26 protein-coding genes, 2 tRNA genes and 1 pseudogene are annotated in these 20,044 nt (G+C 65.2%); 21 read left to right on the top strand and 8 right to left on the bottom strand.

Annotated elements, in window-relative coordinates; all coding sequences use genetic code 11:
• Positions 1-38 precede the first annotated feature (38 nt).
• From A9W95_RS19650 to A9W95_RS19690, 10 genes are all read left to right on the top strand, one after another.
• Positions 39-827, top strand: coding sequence for a hypothetical protein (locus A9W95_RS19650; RefSeq protein ID WP_172826661.1), 789 nt, complete (start codon positions 39-41; stop codon positions 825-827).
• Positions 828-980: 153 nt separating this feature from the next.
• The gene (locus A9W95_RS26975; RefSeq protein ID WP_156746297.1) at positions 981-1,190 is read left to right on the top strand and encodes a hypothetical protein; all 210 of its coding nucleotides are present in this window, start codon (positions 981-983) and stop codon (positions 1,188-1,190) included.
• 105 nt (positions 1,191-1,295) lie between these two features.
• Complete coding sequence (locus A9W95_RS19655) at positions 1,296-1,553, top strand: hypothetical protein (protein ID WP_067416527.1); 258 nt, start codon at positions 1,296-1,298, stop codon at positions 1,551-1,553.
• 1 nt (position 1,554) lies between these two features.
• Positions 1,555-1,965 (top strand): hypothetical protein, encoded by a 411-nt coding sequence (locus A9W95_RS19660; RefSeq protein ID WP_067416530.1) that lies wholly within the window; start codon positions 1,555-1,557, stop codon positions 1,963-1,965.
• An 8-nt stretch (positions 1,966-1,973) separates the two neighbouring features.
• Entirely contained in the window at positions 1,974-2,096 is a 123-nt protein-coding gene (locus A9W95_RS28245) for a hypothetical protein (RefSeq protein ID WP_256388921.1), read from the top strand.
• 9 nt (positions 2,097-2,105) lie between these two features.
• Positions 2,106-2,576 (top strand): hypothetical protein, encoded by a 471-nt coding sequence (locus A9W95_RS19665; RefSeq protein ID WP_067416535.1) that lies wholly within the window; start codon positions 2,106-2,108, stop codon positions 2,574-2,576.
• Between the two features lie 10 nt (positions 2,577-2,586).
• Positions 2,587-2,979 carry an HNH endonuclease gene (locus A9W95_RS19670; RefSeq protein WP_067416537.1) on the top strand — a complete coding sequence of 131 codons (393 nt, stop codon included), beginning with the start codon at positions 2,587-2,589 and terminating at the stop codon, positions 2,977-2,979.
• A 141-nt stretch (positions 2,980-3,120) separates the two neighbouring features.
• On the top strand, positions 3,121-3,438 hold the full coding sequence (locus tag A9W95_RS19675) for a hypothetical protein (RefSeq protein ID WP_156746298.1): 318 nt from the start codon (positions 3,121-3,123) through the stop codon (positions 3,436-3,438).
• Positions 3,439-4,464: 1,026 nt separating this feature from the next.
• Entirely contained in the window at positions 4,465-5,148 is a 684-nt protein-coding gene (locus tag A9W95_RS19685) for a DUF433 domain-containing protein (protein ID WP_067416543.1), read from the top strand.
• A gap of 24 nt (positions 5,149-5,172) precedes the next feature.
• The gene (locus tag A9W95_RS19690; RefSeq protein ID WP_156746299.1) at positions 5,173-5,688 is read left to right on the top strand and encodes a hypothetical protein; all 516 of its coding nucleotides are present in this window, start codon (positions 5,173-5,175) and stop codon (positions 5,686-5,688) included.
• Between the two features lie 5 nt (positions 5,689-5,693).
• Here A9W95_RS19690 and A9W95_RS19695 read toward each other — a convergent pair whose 3' ends face one another.
• A complete protein-coding gene (locus tag A9W95_RS19695) occupies positions 5,694-6,314 on the bottom strand; it encodes a hypothetical protein (protein WP_067416548.1) in 621 nt (206 codons plus the stop codon).
• Positions 6,315-6,402: 88 nt separating this feature from the next.
• On the opposite strand from A9W95_RS19695, the gene A9W95_RS19700 reads away from it, so the two are divergent.
• A complete protein-coding gene (locus tag A9W95_RS19700; protein ID WP_067416551.1) occupies positions 6,403-7,140 on the top strand; it encodes a TIGR02391 family protein in 738 nt (245 codons plus the stop codon).
• Here A9W95_RS19700 and A9W95_RS19705 read toward each other — a convergent pair.
• From A9W95_RS19705 to A9W95_RS28455, 5 genes are all read right to left on the bottom strand, one after another.
• Positions 7,141-7,214: transfer RNA gene (locus tag A9W95_RS19705), tRNA-Leu, on the bottom strand. It abuts the gene before it with no gap.
• Between the two features lie 5 nt (positions 7,215-7,219).
• Positions 7,220-7,293, bottom strand: a tRNA-Leu gene (locus A9W95_RS19710).
• Between the two features lie 64 nt (positions 7,294-7,357).
• Complete coding sequence (locus tag A9W95_RS19715; protein ID WP_082983208.1) at positions 7,358-8,170, bottom strand: site-specific integrase; 813 nt, start codon at positions 8,168-8,170, stop codon at positions 7,358-7,360.
• 454 nt (positions 8,171-8,624) lie between these two features.
• Entirely contained in the window at positions 8,625-8,948 is a 324-nt protein-coding gene (locus tag A9W95_RS19725; protein ID WP_067416560.1) for a hypothetical protein, read from the bottom strand.
• Between the two features lie 244 nt (positions 8,949-9,192).
• Positions 9,193-9,378 carry an excisionase family DNA-binding protein gene (locus tag A9W95_RS28455; protein WP_067416563.1) on the bottom strand — a complete coding sequence of 62 codons (186 nt, stop codon included), beginning with the start codon at positions 9,376-9,378 and terminating at the stop codon, positions 9,193-9,195.
• 435 nt (positions 9,379-9,813) lie between these two features.
• On the opposite strand from A9W95_RS28455, the gene A9W95_RS19735 reads away from it, so the two are divergent.
• The 10 genes and pseudogenes from A9W95_RS19735 (at position 9,814) to A9W95_RS19780 (ending at position 18,641) form a co-directional block, all read left to right on the top strand.
• Positions 9,814-9,999, top strand: coding sequence for a hypothetical protein (locus A9W95_RS19735; RefSeq protein WP_067416567.1), 186 nt, complete (start codon positions 9,814-9,816; stop codon positions 9,997-9,999).
• A 334-nt stretch (positions 10,000-10,333) separates the two neighbouring features.
• A pseudogene (eccCb, locus tag A9W95_RS19740) lies at positions 10,334-12,562 on the top strand (type VII secretion protein EccCb); the annotation flags it as partial.
• A complete protein-coding gene (locus A9W95_RS19745; protein ID WP_067416632.1) occupies positions 12,559-13,707 on the top strand; it encodes a type VII secretion-associated protein in 1,149 nt (382 codons plus the stop codon). The pseudogene eccCb and the gene A9W95_RS19745, both read left to right, overlap by 4 nt.
• A gap of 44 nt (positions 13,708-13,751) precedes the next feature.
• A complete protein-coding gene (locus tag A9W95_RS19750) occupies positions 13,752-14,060 on the top strand; it encodes a WXG100 family type VII secretion target (protein WP_082983209.1) in 309 nt (102 codons plus the stop codon).
• 16 nt (positions 14,061-14,076) lie between these two features.
• The gene (locus A9W95_RS19755; RefSeq protein WP_067416576.1) at positions 14,077-14,373 is read left to right on the top strand and encodes a WXG100 family type VII secretion target; all 297 of its coding nucleotides are present in this window, start codon (positions 14,077-14,079) and stop codon (positions 14,371-14,373) included.
• Positions 14,374-14,594: 221 nt separating this feature from the next.
• On the top strand, positions 14,595-15,038 hold the full coding sequence (rplM, locus tag A9W95_RS19760) for a 50S ribosomal protein L13 (RefSeq protein WP_067416579.1): 444 nt from the start codon (positions 14,595-14,597) through the stop codon (positions 15,036-15,038).
• Positions 15,035-15,496 carry a 30S ribosomal protein S9 gene (gene rpsI, locus A9W95_RS19765; RefSeq protein WP_082983210.1) on the top strand — a complete coding sequence of 154 codons (462 nt, stop codon included), beginning with the start codon at positions 15,035-15,037 and terminating at the stop codon, positions 15,494-15,496. The genes rplM and rpsI overlap by 4 nt, the downstream gene beginning before the upstream one ends.
• A 129-nt stretch (positions 15,497-15,625) precedes the next feature.
• Complete coding sequence (gene glmM, locus A9W95_RS19770; protein WP_067416582.1) at positions 15,626-16,963, top strand: phosphoglucosamine mutase; 1,338 nt, start codon at positions 15,626-15,628, stop codon at positions 16,961-16,963.
• A gap of 41 nt (positions 16,964-17,004) precedes the next feature.
• Complete coding sequence (locus A9W95_RS19775) at positions 17,005-17,319, top strand: type VII secretion target (protein ID WP_067416585.1); 315 nt, start codon at positions 17,005-17,007, stop codon at positions 17,317-17,319.
• A 2-nt stretch (positions 17,320-17,321) separates the two neighbouring features.
• Entirely contained in the window at positions 17,322-18,641 is a 1,320-nt protein-coding gene (locus A9W95_RS19780; protein ID WP_067416588.1) for a hypothetical protein, read from the top strand.
• A gap of 3 nt (positions 18,642-18,644) precedes the next feature.
• On the opposite strand, the gene A9W95_RS19785 is transcribed toward A9W95_RS19780, so the two are convergent.
• Entirely contained in the window at positions 18,645-19,688 is a 1,044-nt protein-coding gene (locus tag A9W95_RS19785) for an LLM class F420-dependent oxidoreductase (protein WP_067416591.1), read from the bottom strand.
• 2 nt (positions 19,689-19,690) lie between these two features.
• Entirely contained in the window at positions 19,691-20,041 is a 351-nt protein-coding gene (locus tag A9W95_RS19790) for a nuclear transport factor 2 family protein (RefSeq protein WP_067416594.1), read from the bottom strand.
• Positions 20,042-20,044: the final 3 nt, after the last annotated feature.

The following is a 20,044-nucleotide window of genomic DNA, read 5'->3' on the forward strand; positions in this document are numbered from 1 at the left end:
GACACAAGGTCGCGATCTTCGCGGAGTCGAGCCCTCGGATGAGAAAACTTCTCAGCGAGGTTATCCCGGAATGCCCGATATTGGTGGCCATCTCCGCGCGTGCCCGTGAGCTTGCTGTAGCAACCCGCGGAGCCACGCCCGCGGCCGCGGCTTGGCCCACCACCGTGGACGAGATATCCGATGAATGGATGGAAGCCGAGGTCGCCCGCCGACGCGCAGTGAGCGATCATGAGAGCCGGCTCGCCGTCATAGCAGATCTGGAACGGAATGCCCGCGACGAGATCTACGACCTGATCGAAACCCGCGCTACCGACCTGATCGCCGCACTGGCAGCGCAATTCGATGACCTCGTCGACCGGCTCGCCGACGCCGTAGCCGAACTCGGTGAAGACGTGAACACCGCAGCCGCCGCCATCGCATCCGGACCACTGGCCACCGCGGCCTGGAAGGCGATAGCCGACATGGCTGACGAATACGCCGACATCCGCGCCGTCCAACTCCGCCTGTACCGCGGTTGCACCACCATCTTCTTCGACGAACTACGGTGCGGCGACCAAGATCCCGCAGTCACGAGCACCGAAGCGCGCGTCTACTTTCACCGGCATATCGCCGCGATCGCCCCGAACTGGCGAGGCGGCCGCAACGACCACGGCGTGATCCTGGACGCCACCTACCCATGGCCAGCAGACCCAGTCGAGCGACTTGTCTGGTTCACCCGCAGCGATTCAGGAATGTGGTGCCCGACACCGGATGAACTCCGCGAACACTTCACCAACTCGCCTGCCACGCCATTGCCGCACCTCATAGCGCAGCAGGTGGTGGGCTGAAGATGGACCAGGCGCCGGCCATGGCGAGGTCAACACCCGATCTCACGAGGCGATGAAGTTGATCGCCGAATCTCGATCCATCCAACATCGGCGACAAAACACCCATCGCAGCGATCTTCTAATACCCGCACCAACCAGCACAGAGGGGTTCCAATGCCTGACAGTCCAGACACCTTCGACAGCAGCCGCGTGGACTCCAGCGGACTACCGCCACTCACCGCAGCCATCCGCGACACCTGGCTCCGCGAAACCGGATTCTCCGGAGCCATCTATCCAGTCCCATTGGAAACGACAATGCGGCGAATCCTCGACGCGATCCACAGCCTCGAAACCCGAGTCATCGCACTCGAAAGCGCCGACTGACATGAGCCAGGCGACGGCCGCCGAGGGTGTCCACGACCACGGACATCCTTTCGTCGCGTACCTGCGCCCGGCCGCCGCCAACACGACTCGACGAACGGTGGACCGGTGAGCACCGCCCGCTTGATTCACGCACCCGACGACACCATCTCAGTCGGGCCGACAGAAGTTGACGTCATCTACGAGCAACACGGCGGCGAAGAACTGTTGTCGCTGCTCATCAACACGGCCCGAGTTGGCCACTTTTCGATCGCGTTCACCGTCGACGAAGTCCGCGCCGTCATCGCCAACCTGTCGATGATGGTCGACAACCTCGAGCACCTCCGCGCTGAATGGGCGCGCCACAACGAACTAGGAGAGATCTGATATGGCACTCGGTTGGTGGCCCGAGGTCCGCAGAACCTTCACGCTGTCACTGTTTCCGACACTGGTAGCCCACGGCGTCCGATCAGCCAAGGCCAGCCTGACATTGACCCCGGTGATAGGCATGGGCGCCGGCTCCCACATGCATGCTGGGCTGAACCTCTCGCTGACACCAGCATTCGGATTTGTGCGCCGCGCCTACCCGGGCGCCGCCGGGCTGTCACTGGCCCCGGCGATCGGCATGATGGCCCGCCCACGCTACGCCCGCACGGCCAGCCTGTCACTGTCGCCGACCATCACGATGTCGGGAATCAACCGTGCGGCGTTCACCCTGGCGCTGACACCAAGCATCGGGATGGTCGGTGCTGTTCACAATACGCAGTTTCCATACACCTTCCCCTTCAACCTCGCTTAGGAGAAACCATGGAAGACAACGACATCCGCATCGAACAGGCCGACTCACCTGATCACGGCGTACAGCCTCAGCAGACGCCGAACGGCGACGACCGACTCGCCGCCTCAGTATTCCCGTTCACCCTCAAATAAGGAGCAAGCGTGGCTTTCTCGTTACCAACGAACTTCGCGACCGGCGGCCAATTCGCGGCGGCGGACGCGAACGCCATCGACGCCGCCATCAACGCGATCGTCAACGGGGCTACCGCAGCTTTCGTCGCCACCAGCGAGTCAACCTCATCGACGACCTACACCGACCTCGCCACCACAACAGACCAGGTGACGGTCAACATCGGTTCCAGCGGAAAAGCATTGGTGTTCCTCAGCGCCGACATCTCGGCGGCTGCATCCGGAGGTGTCGCTTCGATGGGGTTCGCCCTGTCAGGCGCGAACTCTCAAGCGGCGTCCGATAGTCAGAGAATCACAGGCAGCTTCTACACCATTGGTGGTGGCGTTGCTTTCCTCCTCACCGGACTGGCCGCCGGATCGACCACCTTCAAGGCGAAGTACAAATCGGTTGGCGCTACCGGGACTGCCGCAAACCGCCGAATCGCCGTCATCCCATTCCCCTAACCCCAACCACATGCCACGAGCACCGCGACGATGCCCAGGAGACAACGGCAAATGCGACAACCTCATCCGCAACCGACGATACTGCGACGAACACACCGAATCATGGGCCGGCGAACGCACCGCATCGAGCCGCATCACCGGCACACGACAATGGCGCGAACGCATCAAACCCGCCATCCTCAAGCGCGACCAATACCGCTGCCAGATCCGCTACGAAGGCATCTGCACCGGCACCGCGACCGTCGTCGACAAGATCATCCCCGCCGCACAGCGACCCGACCTCGCAACAGACCCGCTCAATTGCAGGGGAGCTTGCCAACAATGCAACGACCACAAGGCACTCACCGCCGACCGCGGCCTGCCCGAGCCGCCGCGCACGTCAGCAAGACTGCCCCCCGGGTAGGGGGTCTAGGTGGTCCCTACCCCCAAGGGCGAGCGCCGTGCAGTTCTGCAACTTTTGCTGCCTGCATGCATAAATTGCAGGGTTTTGGGCCGGTGCAAAGGCCGGTTTGGCATGGCTAGGTCGGCTGAGTCGCGGAAGTTGTTGGCGGAGTTGGAGTCGCAGCTTGCGGTGGCGTCGCGTCGGCACGGCCGGACGGTCGCTTTTACCCCGTCTGAGGCTGCTGTTGTGGGCATGGTTTGCGATGAAATTGACCGCAAGGCCGGGTTGAAGCGGTTGTACGGGCGCGCGGAGACAGTCAAGGAGAAGCTGAAGATATCGACCGAGATTCGGTTGCTTGAGGCGTCGATCGATCGCATGTTGCGGCGTGTGAAAGTGGATATGCCGGCAGAGGCGGCGCCGAGCGTCAGGACGCGCAAAGCGCGGCATGCGGCGAATGTGCGGTGGAGGACGGAGTCGTAGTGCCCTGGTTTAGCGATGACGACTCCGCGGCCAGGGGCGGTGGTCCTTGCGGGCCGGGTATTAGGGTTCCTGGTCTTTACGCGCGGATTTTCGAGCACGAGCGGGTGACCGAGCCAGACCCGCGTTGGCGGTTCACGGAGGCCGGCCGCCGCGGTGATCCGTGCCCACCGGGTTATGGGCAGCCGAGGAATTCGCTGATACTGCATGCGTTGGAGGCTGGTGATCCGGTGCCGCTGCCGGGGTGGTGCCGTCACCTCGGACGTGCCGAGTTTCCGGATTTGGGCGACGCTCTGCCTGGGCTCGCGGAAGCGATAGATGGGTTGCAAGGTCAACACGGGAAATGGGTGGTCCTCGTGGTGCACTCTGACGACCTAGTGGTGCCGGTCAGGCGCCCGGGCTGAATATGCCAGTGCAGCAGTTGGTGTCGAGTCCTGCGGGGCAGGACGGAGGCGCAGCTGCTTACGGTTGGCGGTTCTGGGCACTCTGCTCCAACGAGTTTGATTTGCTTTGCTCGCCTGTGGCGACGTGGACGCGGATTCATCGGTGGTCGACGAAAGAGTTCCGTGCGGAATGCGAGCAGATGCATGAGCCGCCGGCGCCAGGCTGTGTCTGCGGGGTCCACGCTGATCTCACGCTCGGTGATACCTGCGCCAGGGCCGCGACGTGGCTAGCGAATCACCGCGGCGACGAGCTGGCGCCTCTCGTTGTGGTCGGGCGGGTGCGCGTAGAAAATGCGGTCAAGTATCTGGCACCGAACTTTTGGGTTCACCAGGGGTTGGTCAATTATGGGCGCTTCGGTGAGTTGCGCGGCTCAACAGCGCAAATCGTTGACCTGCGTTTGCCGAGCTTGGTCGACTCGCGGCTGCCTCCGCTCGCAAAGATGTTAGCTACTCGCTACGAGGTATCTGTCAGTGTGGGGTTGTGACACCGCGCCGACGACATTTCCGTGTGTTTCGCTGACATCCCAGGTCAAACACAGTTTGGCATACTCTGAACGGCGTCACCGATGTCTGGAACAATCGCGACATGCCAGCCGGAGCGTCGGTTCTCGACCGTGAGATGTACTCGGAAGCCGAGGCTGCACGGTTACTGCGGGTGCCTCAGCAGACCCTCAACTACTGGCTCGAGGGTAAGACCATTCGCAGCGGCCACACGTATCAGCCGGTAATCCGTCCAGCACCAACCGGATCACGAACGGTCACCTGGGCCGAGTTCGTCGAGGCCGGCCTGTTGGGTCAATATCGTGCTCACAACGTCACGCTTGAAGAGGTCCGCCAATTCATCGCGATGCTCCGCGATAAAACTGGTGAGCCGTATCCGCTTGCACACGAACGTCCTTGGGCGATGAATGGACGGTTGCTGCTTGAAGCGCAGGCTGCTAGCGGATTGTCGCCAAAGTACTGGCTATTCTATGCCCCGACCGACGGTCAGCTGGTGCTGCCGCTGCCGGCAGCGCAGGACTTCCTCGATCGAGTCGAATTCGAGCGTGACGAGGCTGTGTTGTGGCGACCAAAAGGCCAGACGTCGCCTGTTGTCATCGATCCGGACATCCGCTTTGGTCGGCCGTCGGTGGATGGGATCAGCACATCTGTGCTGAAGGAATATTCAGACGATGGTTACGACTACGACGAAATTGCTGAGCAGTTTGATATCACAGTTCGTGACGTTGAACTTGCGGTCGCATACGAACTTGAGTCGAAACCTGCCTGAGGATAACTGATTTCGGGTCAGGCGGTGACAGTGAAGGACGCAGAGGTCCGCTTCTACTTCGACGCCGATATTCTCGGCCTCGCCCATGTCGTGTGTGCGCTACGGCCGGACTGCACGTTCCCAGGCGACAAAGGCAAGAAGATCAAACGACACATTCGCGGCGAATGCATTGTTCGCGAGACGAAAACTCCCGACCGGGAATGGATACCGATCGTCGCCAGCCGGGGCTGGGTCGCGATCACCCGCGACGCCGACATTCAAAACCACTTGAGCTTGCTTCAACTGGTACAAGAATTTCAACTGCGCCTGGTGACGCTGACCGGTAGCGACGCCGGTACCCCGTCGCGCCAGCTTGGCATCGTAATTCCGCAGTGGCGCAACATCGAGTCGCTCGTCGACCGCCACGGGCCACTCATCATCGCTGCGACTCGCACGGGTTTCAGACATGTAGACATAGAGAAGGCGATAGAAGGCATTCGCTCTGGGCGCGAGCGTCGCCGAGGCCCGAGGCAGACCAGCACGGACCCCCGCCTGTTCTGACCCGCTCAATAGTGCTTAACGATGGCTTCGGCCTTAACCACGTTGGCCCCACGCAACCAATTCCAGAGTCGCCGTCTAAACGGGATTGAATCGATCTCTACTTGAAGCGCTTCGATCGCCGCAATCTGCAACTTGCTGCAAGTGCGTGCGACCGCCCAGATCCGTTGTAGTACAATCTTCAATGCTGCGAATCGAGCTTCACCTGCGGCGTTCGGATTGAACAACGGCGCCGCGTCATCTCCCTCCATTACCCCGCGATATTGCAGTTCCAGTTCTGCGACCAGCGGTAGAATCCGGCTGTCACCAATTTCACATAAAGATTTTATCAATCCGATGCGCACTGCTTTGGCCAACTCGCCTTGATTGCGGACGCTGTCGGTATCCGCGTATTCAATAAGATCCGTCGCGGTCATTTTGCATATCGCCATATTGACGATTTCTGCCCCATCGCACCACTGCCGCGTGTTAGCGATCAGGTCAGCAATCAGCTCTCTTTGGTGATCTTTCCGCTTTTCGATGAGGCCGTGAGTATAGGTATTCCTGGCTCGACCGACGGTAATGATTACTCCAAGTAAAGCGCCGATCGTTCCAAGGATCGGCGCCCAGTCCTTGATCCACTGAAGCATGCTGTCAAACGGTACCGCCTGAGATGGCACAGCGAGAAAGCACCAATCCGCGCTTCCAGAGTCGCTCTTGCCTACTTACGTTTAACGCATGACGCAACTCTCTGGTGGACAGCAGGGGCCGGTCCCGCCCGAGCAGGTCCGAGATCTCCCGACTGAAGGGCTGGCGATGATCCTACTGGCCAAACTTGCGGGAAACCCAGATCAGGTACACCTCGGAAATGTGCTGAACAGTGCCGAAGCAGGTTACGCGTACGAGCCGGATCGCAAAGTGCTCTGTGACCGCTTGTCCGACGCTGTGGCCTGGATTGAGAGCCGGGGATTATTTGGTCGCGTGGGAAATCAAGGCGGTTGGGGGCGGTTGACAACTCTTGGCCGCGAGATAGCCGCGGACGGCGCCGCGCTGGCGAAGCTTTTCGCCGCTGATCGTCTCGCTGGCGAACTCGATGCTGCCCTCGAGGCGAAGGTGCGCCTGCTCATCAACTCAGGCGATTACGAGACTGCATGCTTCGCGGCGATGAAAGAGGTCGAGGTCGCTGTCCGTGCTGCCGGCGGATTCGGCAACTCAAAGGTTGGCGTTGCGCTGATGCGGGAGGCGTTCAAGCCGGAGGGAGGGCCACTCAGCGACTCAGCGGCTGAACCCGGTGAGCGAGTGGCCTTGATGGAGCTTTTCGCTGGCGCGATAGGTGCTTTCAAGAATCCGTCTAGTCACCGCGATGTAGATTTCGCAGATCCGGTCGAGGCCGTCGAGGTCGTGCAACTCGCGGATCTGTTACTCCGAATAGTGCGACGCGCTGAGGCACGTAACGGTTCGCCGTCGAGGAGGTAGTGCTGAGGGTGAGATTCGAACTCACAAACACCAAGGTTTGAGCTTGGCGGCTTTGCCTGTTTGCCTACCCCAGCGGTGATGCTTGGGGAGGGATTCGAACCCACAGCCACCAACTTTTAAGGCTGGCCGCTCTGCCAATTGGCGTACCCAAGCAGCGATTACGGCAACAATCGTGTTGCCGAATGCAGCTTCGGGTGAGGCTGGTACATGGGAATCATCATAGCGAGTCGCCATTTTGTCCGGTCGTCATATGCCGCTGACTGACGAAGGACCGGTATCGCTGCAGGTCAGAAACACGCAGTTCGGGCCGCCCGGCCGCCACACACGCTCTACGAATCATCGGATACAGCGTGGAGGGAGATAGATGACGGTCAGAGTCGTTCACCGACGGAAATAGCAGTGACTCGCGACCCGGATAGACGTGTTCGTCGAGGTGGGCTTTAACCGTGGACATCACAGGCTCGGGGATCGCGATGTCTCTGATGCCTTCAGAGCTGTTGGGCGTCGTCACACGAAAGACGCCCTGGAACAACCCGACTGACCGTCGAACGCGCACCATCTGGCGGACCAGATCGACGTCCTTGCGGCGCAACTCGGTCAACTCGCTGAACGGGATCGCTAACCACGCTCCCATAGACACCAGAGTTCTATAAGCCTTCGGCATTGCTGCAGCGACGCGCTCAATGTCCAGCGCCGATGGCGCAGCCCCCTCCGTCGCATGGACGGATGTCGAGACGCCTTCCACTTGGCAGGGATTGGCCTTAATCAAGCCGGCGGTCAACGCGTCAGCCATGATCGAACGAAACAACGAGTAAGCCTGAATTCGCATGACAGGGGTAGAGATCGAGGTGGTGGCGTGCCACTCAGATACGGCGTCGACTCTAATGTCGCAGAGGGCGGTATCGCCGAACGTCGGGAGGATTCGCGTTCGCAGCAACCTGCGGTAGTGATCGCGTGTTCGACCGCTGACATCGCGCCACGCGAGCCATGATTCGGCGTACTCACCGAAGGTAGTCGGACTGTTGCTCATGCTCGCATGAGGAACGCTCTGGCTTCCTTCGCTTGCGTATACAGAATCTGAGCGGTGATACACGACTCTGTCAATTTTCCGTCTGGCGTCACGCGGTCCTCCGAAGCGGCTGTGTTGGTGAACGTTGATCGGCGCCACGGCGGCGTTGACGCGGCTCTCGTTGGGCTAGCTCCCGCGCAATCAGGACTCGGTGTTCGTAGTCGGCGCGGGCCGCAATCGCCGTGCGCCGACGCTGTCGGCGATCAACCCACCATGCGGCCGCCACGATAAGCACCGGGATGAAGAACCACGGGTACGCCAGTGTCACGCTGATGACGGTCCAGATCGTCGGCACCGCGATCACCGCGGTCGCGGTCGGATGCCGCTCGGCCCAGCTATCGCGACGGCAATCGAAACCGCAACGCAGGCAGGCATGGTCCTTCATCCCCAATTCCCTTCGATCTCTGTAATGGCGCTATCGGCCACCTGGGCTGCGGGCGCGGCGACGTGAGCGAGGCGACAAGCCGTCGATAACCGAAAGCGGTGGACCATCGTCGATGGCCCGTTCCCGCGCTTCAACATTGTTGCTGCTGCGGTCGATAAGATCGACTACGTCGGCGTGGGTCATCCGCCAGGTGCGCCCCAGCTTGTATCCGCCAATCTCGCCGCGATTCAGCCGGTATGCCAGCCAGCGACGGCCGCCCGTCCACTCCGGCGGGAGCACCATCGCTGCGACCTCGTCGAGGCTGTATGTCTTGATGGCGGCCGCAGCTGCGCCCGAGTTCGAGTCGGCGCTCATGAGCGCCGCTCGAGGGTTCGACGGGAGTATCGCCGAATTACACCGAGACGCCGCTTCACTGCGACCGGATCTTTTGATGAGCGGCCGGCGCCGCGCCGCTTCTGAGGCTTGCACATCGCGCAGCCGCGCCATGATCGCGAAGGGTGATGGTTGGGCATTATGTGCTCCCAGTGGTGACTTCCGCGGAGGGAAGATTGCGACTCTACCGGCCGGTGCGCCGATGCTCAACGGGCCCACAAAATCATTACGGTTCATAGGCTCTCGATTTCATCCACCAATCAAGGTCGTCCGCAGTTAAGCGATAGTCACGTCCCTTACCGATGGCGTATGCAGGCAAGTCTCCCGCCTTAACGGCGCGCCGAATGATATCGGTGGAGACCTTCAAGTACTCGGCGGCGCCTTGGACGGTGAGCCAAACAGTTGGGTTCATGGCCCGTGAGCTTGCCACCTCGCGGCGCCGTCGAATTGTTACGGGTTGATGCAGGTCGTCTAGGTCATAGCGGCCTGAATGAGACGCGGTGATAAGGAGCTGCGAACCGTTGAGTGCAGCGGGGACACCCGATGTCGCCCGAATTGGCAATGGCGACCCATGCTCGTGAGAGCCAGCGGTTCTTGTGGAAGGTGCAAAGCGTTACACGCTTGCATGCGTGATCAATTGCCAACCACCTAGCCGCGTTCTGACAGGCGTGATGACTTTGTGCGGTCTGGCAGCACACAGAGCTATTCCACGCGGTGGCCACCATTGCGTCGAAGCCCGCGCCGGTATCTATAGTCATCGGCCAGCCCACTTATCCGTCTCAGCGGCAGCCTCCAACAGCGCCGCCGCAAACTCGCGAGCCTGGTCGCTATTGAACGAATCGTCACCGTGCTCAACAGTGACCTCGACGTCATCGAGGCTGCCGTCGGAGAACTGAACAGCCCGCAGCCGAACGCAGGCGTCGTGGTCAATTACGAGCCTCTCGGTGCCGTGGACCAAGCGCCACGCACGGGTCTCATCCCGATCAAGGCGTCGTCCGGGCTCCCACTTATCGGCGCGCGCGCCGACCGGTAAGTGAACGGTAGAAATTGTTAGTTCTGTTGCGCTGTTTTCGCGCATAGGAGTACGCTCCTCTGTGGTGTAGTGCTTTCGCCCCTGGCAGGGGGCTTGGAAGTCAGAAGGCGGTTCCCTGGCAGGGGAGCCGCCTTCGGTCATTTGCGGGTAAGTGCCTCGCGTCACTCAACCCTGAAAAGAGGGAAGGCAACCGTTACCGATGGGGTCACGGTTGCCTTCGTGGTGGTGCGCGCGAGTTGAAGAGCTGCATGCTGGTGCCTGTTCGAGTGTGACCTGGCTTAGGTGGCTCTACCGATCACGATTTGTGAGAGCCCTATAAGGGTGTCTTAGTCGTACATTCTTCGAGCTGGCCTCGGCGCCGCACGTGTCCGCCGTCGTCACCAACCTCGCCGAGGAAGCGCCGCTGGTAGCCCGGATGAAGGACGCGCTGTCCGGAGAGATCAATCGCAGACAGCGCCTACTGCGCTCAGCGGGCAATTTCGTCAGCGTCGCGGCATACCAGCAAGCCCGACGCGGCGGGGCGCCGTTACCGGCGCTGCCGACATTGTTCATCATCGTCGACGAATTCTCCGAATTGCTGCATCAGCAACCGGATTTCGCGGACACCTTCGTCGCCATCGGCCGGCTGGGCCGGTCGCTGGGCATGCACCTGTTGCTGGCCAGTCAGCGCCTCGACGAGGGAAGGCTACGCGGGCTGGAAGCCCACCTGTCCTATCGGCTGTGTCTCAAAACGTTATTGCCCAGCGATTCGCGAAGCGTGCTGGGGAGCACCGACGCCTACGAATTGCCCAACACGCCAGGTGCGGGACTGCTCAAGCCCCCGGGTGGCCAGCCCGTCCGCTTCCAGGCCGCGGTCGTCTCCACGGCGCTTCCGGCACCGGCGCCCGAGACGACTACCCCCGAGGTGCGACTGTTCACCAGCCAGACCGCGCAGCCGTTCCGCCGGACACCGGCCTGCGGGCCGACCGTGCTGCGAGCCGTGCTCAGCCGGCTGGCCGCACAGGGGCCGCCCGCGCACCCAGTATGGCTGCCGCCGCTGGACGCCTCCCCATCGTTGGGTGACCTGCTGTCCGAGGCGGTTTGGGCCGCAACGGTTCCCATCGGCATCGTCGATCGACCCTTCGAACAGCGCCGAACACCGTTGACGGTCGACTTGGCCGGCGCGGCCGGCAATGTCGCGATCGTGGGCGGCCCGCAATCGGGGAAGTCGACCGCAGCGCGCACACTGATCATGGCGCTGGCCGCTACGCACGATGCCGCCGACGCGCACTTCTACTGCCTGGATTTCGGTGGTGGAGCGCTCGCCTCGCTGGGGGAAATACCGCACGTCGGCACGGTGGCGGGCCGAGCCGAACGCCATCTGGTCCGGCGCATGGTGGCCGAGCTCGAGGCCAGCCTGCACGACCGCGAGGCTTTCCGCCGTCAGCACGGCGACGCTGGTGAGTTGCCGGCGCTGTTCCTGGTGATCGACGGCTGGGCGGTGCTGCGTCAGGAGTTCCCCGCATTGGAAGACCCCGTCACCGCGCTTGCCGCGCAGGGGCTTTCGCAGGGCGTGCATGTGGTGCTGTCCGCGACGCGCTGGGCCGAGATCAGACCCGCCCTCAAAGACCAGATTGGGACTCGCATCGAGTTGCGGCTGGGGGATCCGGCGGATTCGGCACTGGATCGCAAGCAGGCACAGCGGGTTCCCCTAGGCCGGCCGGGCCGTGGCCTGTCACATGACGGGCTGCAGATGCTGATCGCCCGACCCGAGCTGGACGGGATCGAGTTGCCCTGTCGCGACTCCGCATTGGCCGCACCGTCGATACCGCTGCTGCCCGAACGGGTGGAGCACGAAGCCGTGGTGCGTTCAGCGGGGGAGGAACTGGCGACCCACATCGTGCTCGGCATCGAAGAACGCCGATTGCGGCCCGTGGCAATGGATTTCCAGCGTCACCAGCATCTGCTGGTGCTCGGCGAGGGCGAGTGCGGCAAGACGTCCACTCTGCGTGCCCTGTGCCGCGAGATCATCCGTACCACGACCCCCGCCCAAGCGCGGCTTGTCATCGTCGACTACCGACGCACCTTGCTCGGCGTCGCCGAAACGGATCACCTGAGCGGCTACGCGGGGTCGCCCGCGGCGCTCTCGGTCGTGGTGGCCGACCTGCTGACCCTGTTGCGGCAGCGCATGGCACCGCCGGATGTCACACCGGCGCAACTGCGGACCAGGTCGTGGTGGTCGGGCCCGGACGTCTACCTCGTCGTCGACGACTACGACCTGGTCGCGACGACGGCCGGCAACCCGCTCTCGGCGCTGCTCGACTACCTGCCGTACGCGTCCGATGTGGGCCTGCACCTGATCGTGGCCCGACGCAGCGGCGGTGCGGCGCGCGCCTTGTTCGAGCCGTTGCTTGCCGGCTTGCGCGAGTTCGGTTGCACGGGGCTGGTGATGAGCACCGCTCCGGACGACGGCGCCCTGCTGGGACCGAGTTGTTCAGGCCCGCTGCCGCCAGGTCGCGGGGTGTTGACGACCAAGTCGGGCGAGGAGCGCGTCGTGCAAGTGTGCTGGAGCCCGCCCGCGTGAGCGCGCATCGCGCGGTGGTCGAGACCGGCCCGGACGTGATCCGCCGAATCTGTTGTGTAGCAGACAGTTTGGATGGGAAAGCAGACGCCGCGCTCGCCGCGATCGACGACGACGTGACGCTGGTCGACGAGACCCCGGTCGCCGTCGCGTCGCTGTGGTCAAGCGTCCTGCAGGAGTTGGCCGGCGGGCACCCGGACGGCATGCTCGTCATACACCCGTCGTGGTGGTCAACAGCACGGGTCAGCCGCGTAACAACAGCTGTGGTCACCCTGGGCATCGCTGTGCACACGCGTCCACGGTCCTGGTTGCTCAGGCACGCCGCACCCGATGCAGCAGTCGTCGAGATCACCGAGCACTTGACGGCGGTCACCGGAGCAGGCGTCGTCGCGGTGCCACACCCGGCGGCCGCCGAGCAGATCGCGGACCTGCTCGCGGCCGGCGCGGTCGTGATCGATGTGCCGAGCACCGTCACGACCGCCCGGCGCCGCGCGGCTTCGCTCACCGCCGCGCTGAGCCCCGGGCGAACCGTCGTCGAAGTCGACGACGCGCGCTTGCTTCGACTGGCTCGCCGCGCCGCGGCGATCCCGGCCGACCAACCGGCCAAACCCGCCCCGCCGCGCCCCACTGCGCGCGTCGGCGCCGCGGTCGTCCTCGCGCTAGTGGCCGTCGCAGTCCCGGCTCTGGGCCCCGCCCACCGCCCGACGCCGACGCAGAGCACGCCCACGACGGTGCTCGTGGAGGGCCGCGTGGCAATGACGGTGCCCGCCGACTGGTCGGCGCAACGGGTCGTCGGCGGCCCCGGTTCGGCGCGGATCAAAGTCACGTCGCCGACCGACCCCGAGGTGGCGTTACACCTCACGCAGTCCCCGGTGCCCGGGGAGACGCTGGCCGGCACCGCCGAGCGTCTGCAGCGGGCGATCGCCGCGGAGCCGGCCGGTGTGTTCGTCGACTTCAATGCGTCGGGTGCCATGGCCGGGCGGACCGCGGTGAGTTACCGCGAAGTGCGTCCGGCTCACCAGGTCCGGTGGGCGGTGCTGCTCGACGGCGACGTGCGGATCGGCATCGGATGCCAGAGCCGGCCCGGCGCGCAGGACGCCGTGCGCGCCGCCTGCGAGCAGGCGGTCCGTTCGGCTCACGCGATCTGAATATCGAGCGGAACCGAATGCGTCGACGCGCCGTCGAACCAGGTATGAGCACGCTGCACACCGACTTCGACCTGATGCGGTCGGTCGCCGCCACGACCGACGCCCGCAACGAAGAGATCCGGGTGATGCTGCACGCGTTCATCGGCCGGATGAGCGGTGTCCCATCGTCCATGTGGGGTGGACTTGCCGCGGCACGCTTCAAAGACGTGGTGGACCGCTGGAACGCGGAGTCGACCAGGCTCTATCACGTCCTGGCGGAGATCGGCGCCACCATCCGGAACAACGAGGCTGTGCTGCGTGAAGCCGGTGAAACTCACGCCCACCACATCGCCGCCGCCGGCGGACACCTCTGAGCGGGAAGGATCGCCCGTGGACCCAGTGCTGTCGTACAACTTTGAGGCCATCGAACACTCGGTGCGCCAAGACATCCACACCACCTCGGCGCGCATGAATGCAGCGCTGGAGGAGCTGAGGTCACAGATCGCGCCGCTGCAGCACTTGTGGACCCGCGAAGCCGCGGCCGCCTATCAGGCAGAGCAGCTCAAGTGGCACCAGACCGCGACGGCGCTCAACGACATCCTGGTCCAACTGGGCAACGCGGTGCGCGACGGCGCCGAGGAAGTCGCGGGCGCGGACCGCCGCGCGGCCGGCGCCTGGGCGCGATAACCGTCCCCACCTGCTCTGTGTGGTCCCGGCGGAGGAGAGCCGCCGGGACCACACAGTCGTTTTGACCTGCGGGGACGGGCGTCGGTAAGCTGCTCGGTTGGCGTACGGGAAGCTGGGGCCTCGGGTCAATGTCGGTCGCCGAGACCATCCCCGCCGTCCACGCCTGACCGGCACCCGGCTGGTACCGGGGTCCGCCCGAGAGAGAGTAGAAGGTAAGCGCTGTGCCCACATATGCGCCCAAGGCGGGTGACACCACGCGGTCGTGGTACGTCATCGACGCCACGGACGTGGTGCTTGGCCGCCTTGCCGTAGCAGCAGCCACCCTGCTGCGCGGTAAGCACAAGCCGACGTTCGCCCCCAATGTCGACGGTGGTGACTTCGTCATCGTCATCAACGCCGACAAGGTCGCCATCGGCGGCGACAAACTGCAGAACAAGATGGCTTACCGCCACTCGGGCTACCCCGGCGGCCTGCGTAAGCGCACCATCGGCGAGCTGATGGAAAAGCACCCCGACCGGGTGGTGGAGAAGGCCATCGTCGGGATGCTGCCGAAGAACAAGCTGAGCCGTCAGATCCAGAAGAAGCTGCGCGTGTACGCCGGCCCGGAGCACCCCCACACCGCCCAGCAGCCGGTTCCATTCGAAATCAAGCAGGTGGCGCAATGACCAGCACCGAGACGACCCAGGTTACCGAGGACGAGGGCCAGCTGGCCGCCCCCAGTGAATCGTTCGTGTTCGAACGCCCGATCCAAACCGTCGGCCGCCGCAAGGAGGCCGTGGTACGGGTGCGCCTAGTGCCCGGCACCGGCAAGTTCGACCTCAACGGCCGCAGCCTGGAGGACTACTTCCCGAACAAGGTGCACCAGCAGCTGATCAAGGCCCCGCTGGTCACCGTCGAGCGCACCGAGAACTACGACGTCTTCGCCCTGCTGCACGGCGGCGGTCCGTCGGGCCAGGCCGGGGCGCTGCGTCTGGGCATCGCCCGGGCGCTGATCATCGCTTCGCCGGAGGACCGGCCCGCGCTGAAGAAGGCCGGCTTCCTCACCCGCGACCCGCGCTCCACCGAGCGCAAGAAGTACGGCCTGAAGAAGGCGCGCAAGGCGCCTCAGTACAGCAAGCGCTGATCAGCGCTCACATTTTGGCCGCGAGCGGGCATTTTGCGCGCCTTCGTCGGCGTGTCGACCGACCGATAGGGACGCTCGCGGCCAAAAGTGGGTATGTGCACGGCTGTCAACTGTGAAAGGTTTGTCCGTATGGGTCGACTGTTCGGCACCGACGGCGTCCGTGGGGTCGCCAACCGCGAGTTGACCGCCGAGTTGGCCCTGGCGCTCGGCGCCGCCGCGGCGCGGCACCTGGCCGGTGCGGCCAAGCACGGCCGACGGGTCGCCGTCGTCGGCCGCGACCCCCGGGCCAGCGGCGAAATGCTGGAAGCCGCGGTGATCGCCGGCCTGACCAGTGAAGGGGTCGACGCGCTGCGGGTCGGGGTGCTGCCCACGCCCGCGGTGGCCTACCTGACCGGCGCCTACGACGCCGACTTCGGGGTGATGATCTCCGCGTCGCACAACCCGATGCCCGATAACGGCATCAAGATCTTCGGGCCCGGCGGCCACAAGCTGGACGACGACACCGAGGACGAGATCGAGAACCTGGTCGCCGCCGGACCCGGTCTGCGCCCGGTCGGGGACCGGATCGGACGCGTCGTCGACGCCGAGGATGCGGCCGACCGCTATCTGCGCCACGTGAGCAAGGCCAGCACCAACCGGCTGGACGGACTGACCGTCGTCGTCGACTGCGCCCACGGCGCAGCATCCTCGGTCGCGCCGCGCGCCTACCGCGCGGCCGGCGCCCGCGTCATCGCCATCAACGCCGAACCCAACGGGCTGAACATCAACGACGGCTGCGGATCGACTCACCTGGACCCGCTTCGCGCCGCCGTCATCGCGTACGGCGCCGACCTCGGACTGGCCCACGACGGGGACGCCGACCGGTGCCTGGCCATCGACGCCAACGGCGACCTGGTCGACGGCGACGCCATCATGGTGGTGCTCGCGCTGGCCATGCAGCAGGCCGGCGAACTGACCTCCAGCACGCTGGTCACCACGGTGATGAGCAACCTCGGCCTGCACCTGGCCATGCGCGCCTCCGGAATCTCGGTGCGCACCACCGGCGTCGGCGACCGCTACGTCCTCGAAGAGTTGCGCGCCGGCGACTACAGCCTGGGCGGTGAACAATCCGGCCACATTGTGATGCCGGCGTGGGGTTCCACCGGCGACGGCATCGTCACCGGGCTGCGGCTCATGACCCGCATGGTGCAGACCGGATCGTCGCTGGCTGACCTGGCCGCGCCCATGCAGACGCTGCCGCAGGTGCTGATCAATGTCGAGGTCGCCGACAAAGCCACCGCCGCCGCCGCGCCCTCGGTTCAGACCGCGGTCGGCCAGGCCGAGGCGGAGCTGGGTGACACCGGCCGAATTCTGTTGCGCCCCTCCGGCACTGAGCCGGTAATCCGGGTGATGGTGGAGGCCGCGGAGGAGGACGTCGCGCAGCGGTTGGCCGCCACAGTCGCCGACGCGGTGAGCGCCGCGCGCTAAGAGTCTGGAACCGCGGCGCCGCACTCGGCGTCGAACCTGGTATGAGACTCGATAACGCAGACAACTCGGCCAGCATCGACGTCGCCGCCGTCTACACGGTGGCCGCACGGATCGACGACGCCGCCGAGTTGATCCACGGAGCGGTAAGCAAACACCTGGCCGGACTCGGTTTCGGCGCGGCCCACGCCGGTCGGGCGCACGCGGCGCGCGGTGACGCGCTGCGCATGGCGCTGGACCGGCTCGGTGCCGAACTGTCCCAGTGGGCGCGCGCGGCGACCGAGATCGCGGTCGCGTTGCGGTCGGCCGCCGACCGCTACGTCGCCGCCGACCGCTACGCCGCGGCGCGGATCGCCTGACCGTGGCCGACCGGTTAGACGTCGCCGGACGGCTCGCGGAAGGTCGCCCGGCGCTCGATCACGCCGAGACCTACATTCGGGCCTGTCAGGCCGTGGGATACGACCCTGCGGACCTCAACGCCCGGCTTCGCGACGCCTACGACAGTGAAGACGGACTCGACCTGCACGTCCTCGACGGCGACTGCGCGCAACTGAGGGCGGCCGGCGCCGCGGTCGGTGAGGCGTTACAGGTCGAGCGCGCCCAACTCGCCGCTCTGGCAACGGCGTGGACGGGACCCGCCGCCGACAACGCGGTGCGGTTCCTCGAGCGACATTGCGACACCGGGACGGCGATGGCCGCCGAACTGCGCGCGGCTGCCCAACGGTCAGAGTCGTTGCGCGACAACCTGTGGCAACTGGTCGACGCGAAGGTCGGCACCACTATCGCCATCGACGACCGCACCCTGGCGCATCGGCCGACGTGGTTGGCCGCGGCCGCAACCGTGACGTCCGGTGCGAGTGACCGGTCGACGGCCGAAGAGGTGGTGCGCCGCCAAGTGGTGCCGTACGTCGACAACGACCTGGCCACCGAGTGGCGCGGTGTCCTGCAGTCGGCGCGCACGGGCGTACAGGCCTCCTACGACATGGTCACCGATCGAATGGCCGCCGCGGCGCGCCCAGTCTTCGACATACCCGGCGACCTCGGGCCGGCGGACCCGCCAGGATGGCTCGCGCCGCCCCGTGCGCCCGCGCCGGATACCGGATTCAGCCGTGCCGAAATCCCGACGGCAGCAACGCAATTAGCAGCGCACCCGAGTTCGGCCGGAGCTCCGCCGGTGACCGCACCGGCGGCGCCGGCGAACCCGCCCGGCGCGCAGCCGGTGCCGGATTCCGGCGCGTCGTGGGGCGGCGCCTCCGGCGGCATGCCGTCCGGTGACGGTGGCCTAGGCGGGCTGGGTGGCATGGCTAGCCGAATCGTTTCCGCCCTGGGCGATGCGCTGGGATCGCCGGACGGGTTCGACGACGAGGGCGACCCGTTCGGAGAGGACGCGGAGGACGACGACGATCGCGTCGCGGCCGATAAGCACGAGAAGGCCGACGCGAAGAAAGAGCCCGGCAAGGCCGATGAGCCGCAGCCGGCTGAACAGATCAGGGGCCAGGACGCGGCGATGGCACCAGTGGCCGAAGCCGTCCCGGAAAGCCAGCCGCAACCGGGCACGGAACCGCCGCAGGTCACCGCACCGCAACCGGCGGCCGCGCCGCCGACTCCCGTGCCCCCGGCACCGGGCGGCAAGACGCCGTGCGAGATCGCGGCCGACGAGTTGCCGCAGGCGGGACGGTGAGAATCAGGATGGCCGCATATCGAGCAGGTCCTCGACGAAGCGGACGGCTTCACGGGGTTCGGCGGTCACCGGACGTACCAGCAGCGTGGTCACGCCGGCGGCGGCGAAGACCTCCAGCCGTTCGGCGATGAACCCGCGCGGACCGATCAGCGAGATGCCGCGGACCAATTCATCGGGCACCGACTCGATGGCTTCGCGCTTGCGGCCGGCCAGGTACAACTCTTGGATGCGGTCGGCCACCTCGCCGTATCCATACCGGGTGGCCAGGCGGTGGTAGAAGTTGCGCCCCTTGGCGCCCATGCCGCCGAGGTAAAGGGCCAGCTGCGGCTTGACCAAGGCCAGCCGGTCCTCGACGTGGTCACCGATGGCCAACGACGTCCCCACCATCACATCCAGCGGGCCCAGGCCGGGATCGCGGTTGGCCGCACCGGCCGCCAGCGCGTCACCCCACACCGAGCCGGCTTTCTCCGGATAGAAGAACGCCGGCTGCCAGCCTTCGGCGATCTCGGCGGTGAGCTCGACGTTGCGCGGACCGAGCGCGGCGATGGATATCGGAATGCGTTCGCGCACGGGGTGATTGATGAGCTGCAGCGACTTCCCCAGGCCGGTGCCGCGGTCGGCGGGCAACGGGATCTGGTAGTGCTTGCCGGGGTAGTTGACCCGTTCGCGCCGCCACACCTGCCGGCAGATGTCCACGATTTCGCGCGTGCGACCCAACGGCGCGTCGAACTCCACCCCGTGGAAGCCCTCGACCACCTGCGGGCCGGAAGTGCCGATGCCGAGGTGGAAGCGGCCGCCCGAGACGTAGTCCAGGCCGGCGGCGGTCATGGCCAACAGCGACGGCGTGCGGATGTAGATCGGCAACACCCCGGATGCCAGTTCGACCGAGGTGGTCCGGGCAGCCAGATAGCCCAGCTGGCTGATGGCGTCGAAGGCATACGCTTCGGCCACCACGGCGATGTCGACGCCGGCCTTCTCCAATTCCGCGACGCGCTCGACCGCCTCGTGAAAGCCGCCGGAGTAGTCCAGTCCGATGCCGATCCGCATGCTCAGCCCGCCGACGTGCCGGTCCAGTACTCGGCGAACCGCCGGCCGTCACTGGCCAACCGCAGAATGTCGTTGCCGGTGAACGAAACCGGCCCCTCAGGCCCGCGACCGGTGCCGACCCAGCGGCCCGCGACCAGATCGCCGTCCCCGAACGGGCCGACCTCAATCCGAAACGCCAAATCGGACATCATGTTTCGCGTCTCGTCGACGATTTGCTGCAGCTCCGCGGGGCCGTGCACGTCCCGATTGGGCCAATGCCCGACGAAATCCTCGGTGACGATCTCCGCGGCGATCGGCCGCCCGGCCCACAGTTCGTTGATCCAGCGCTCGTACAACTCGGTGAAGTGCGGCATGGC

It is taken from the genome of Mycobacterium sp. 1423905.2 (assembly GCF_001673155.1).
Classification (GTDB): domain Bacteria; phylum Actinomycetota; class Actinomycetes; order Mycobacteriales; family Mycobacteriaceae; genus Mycobacterium.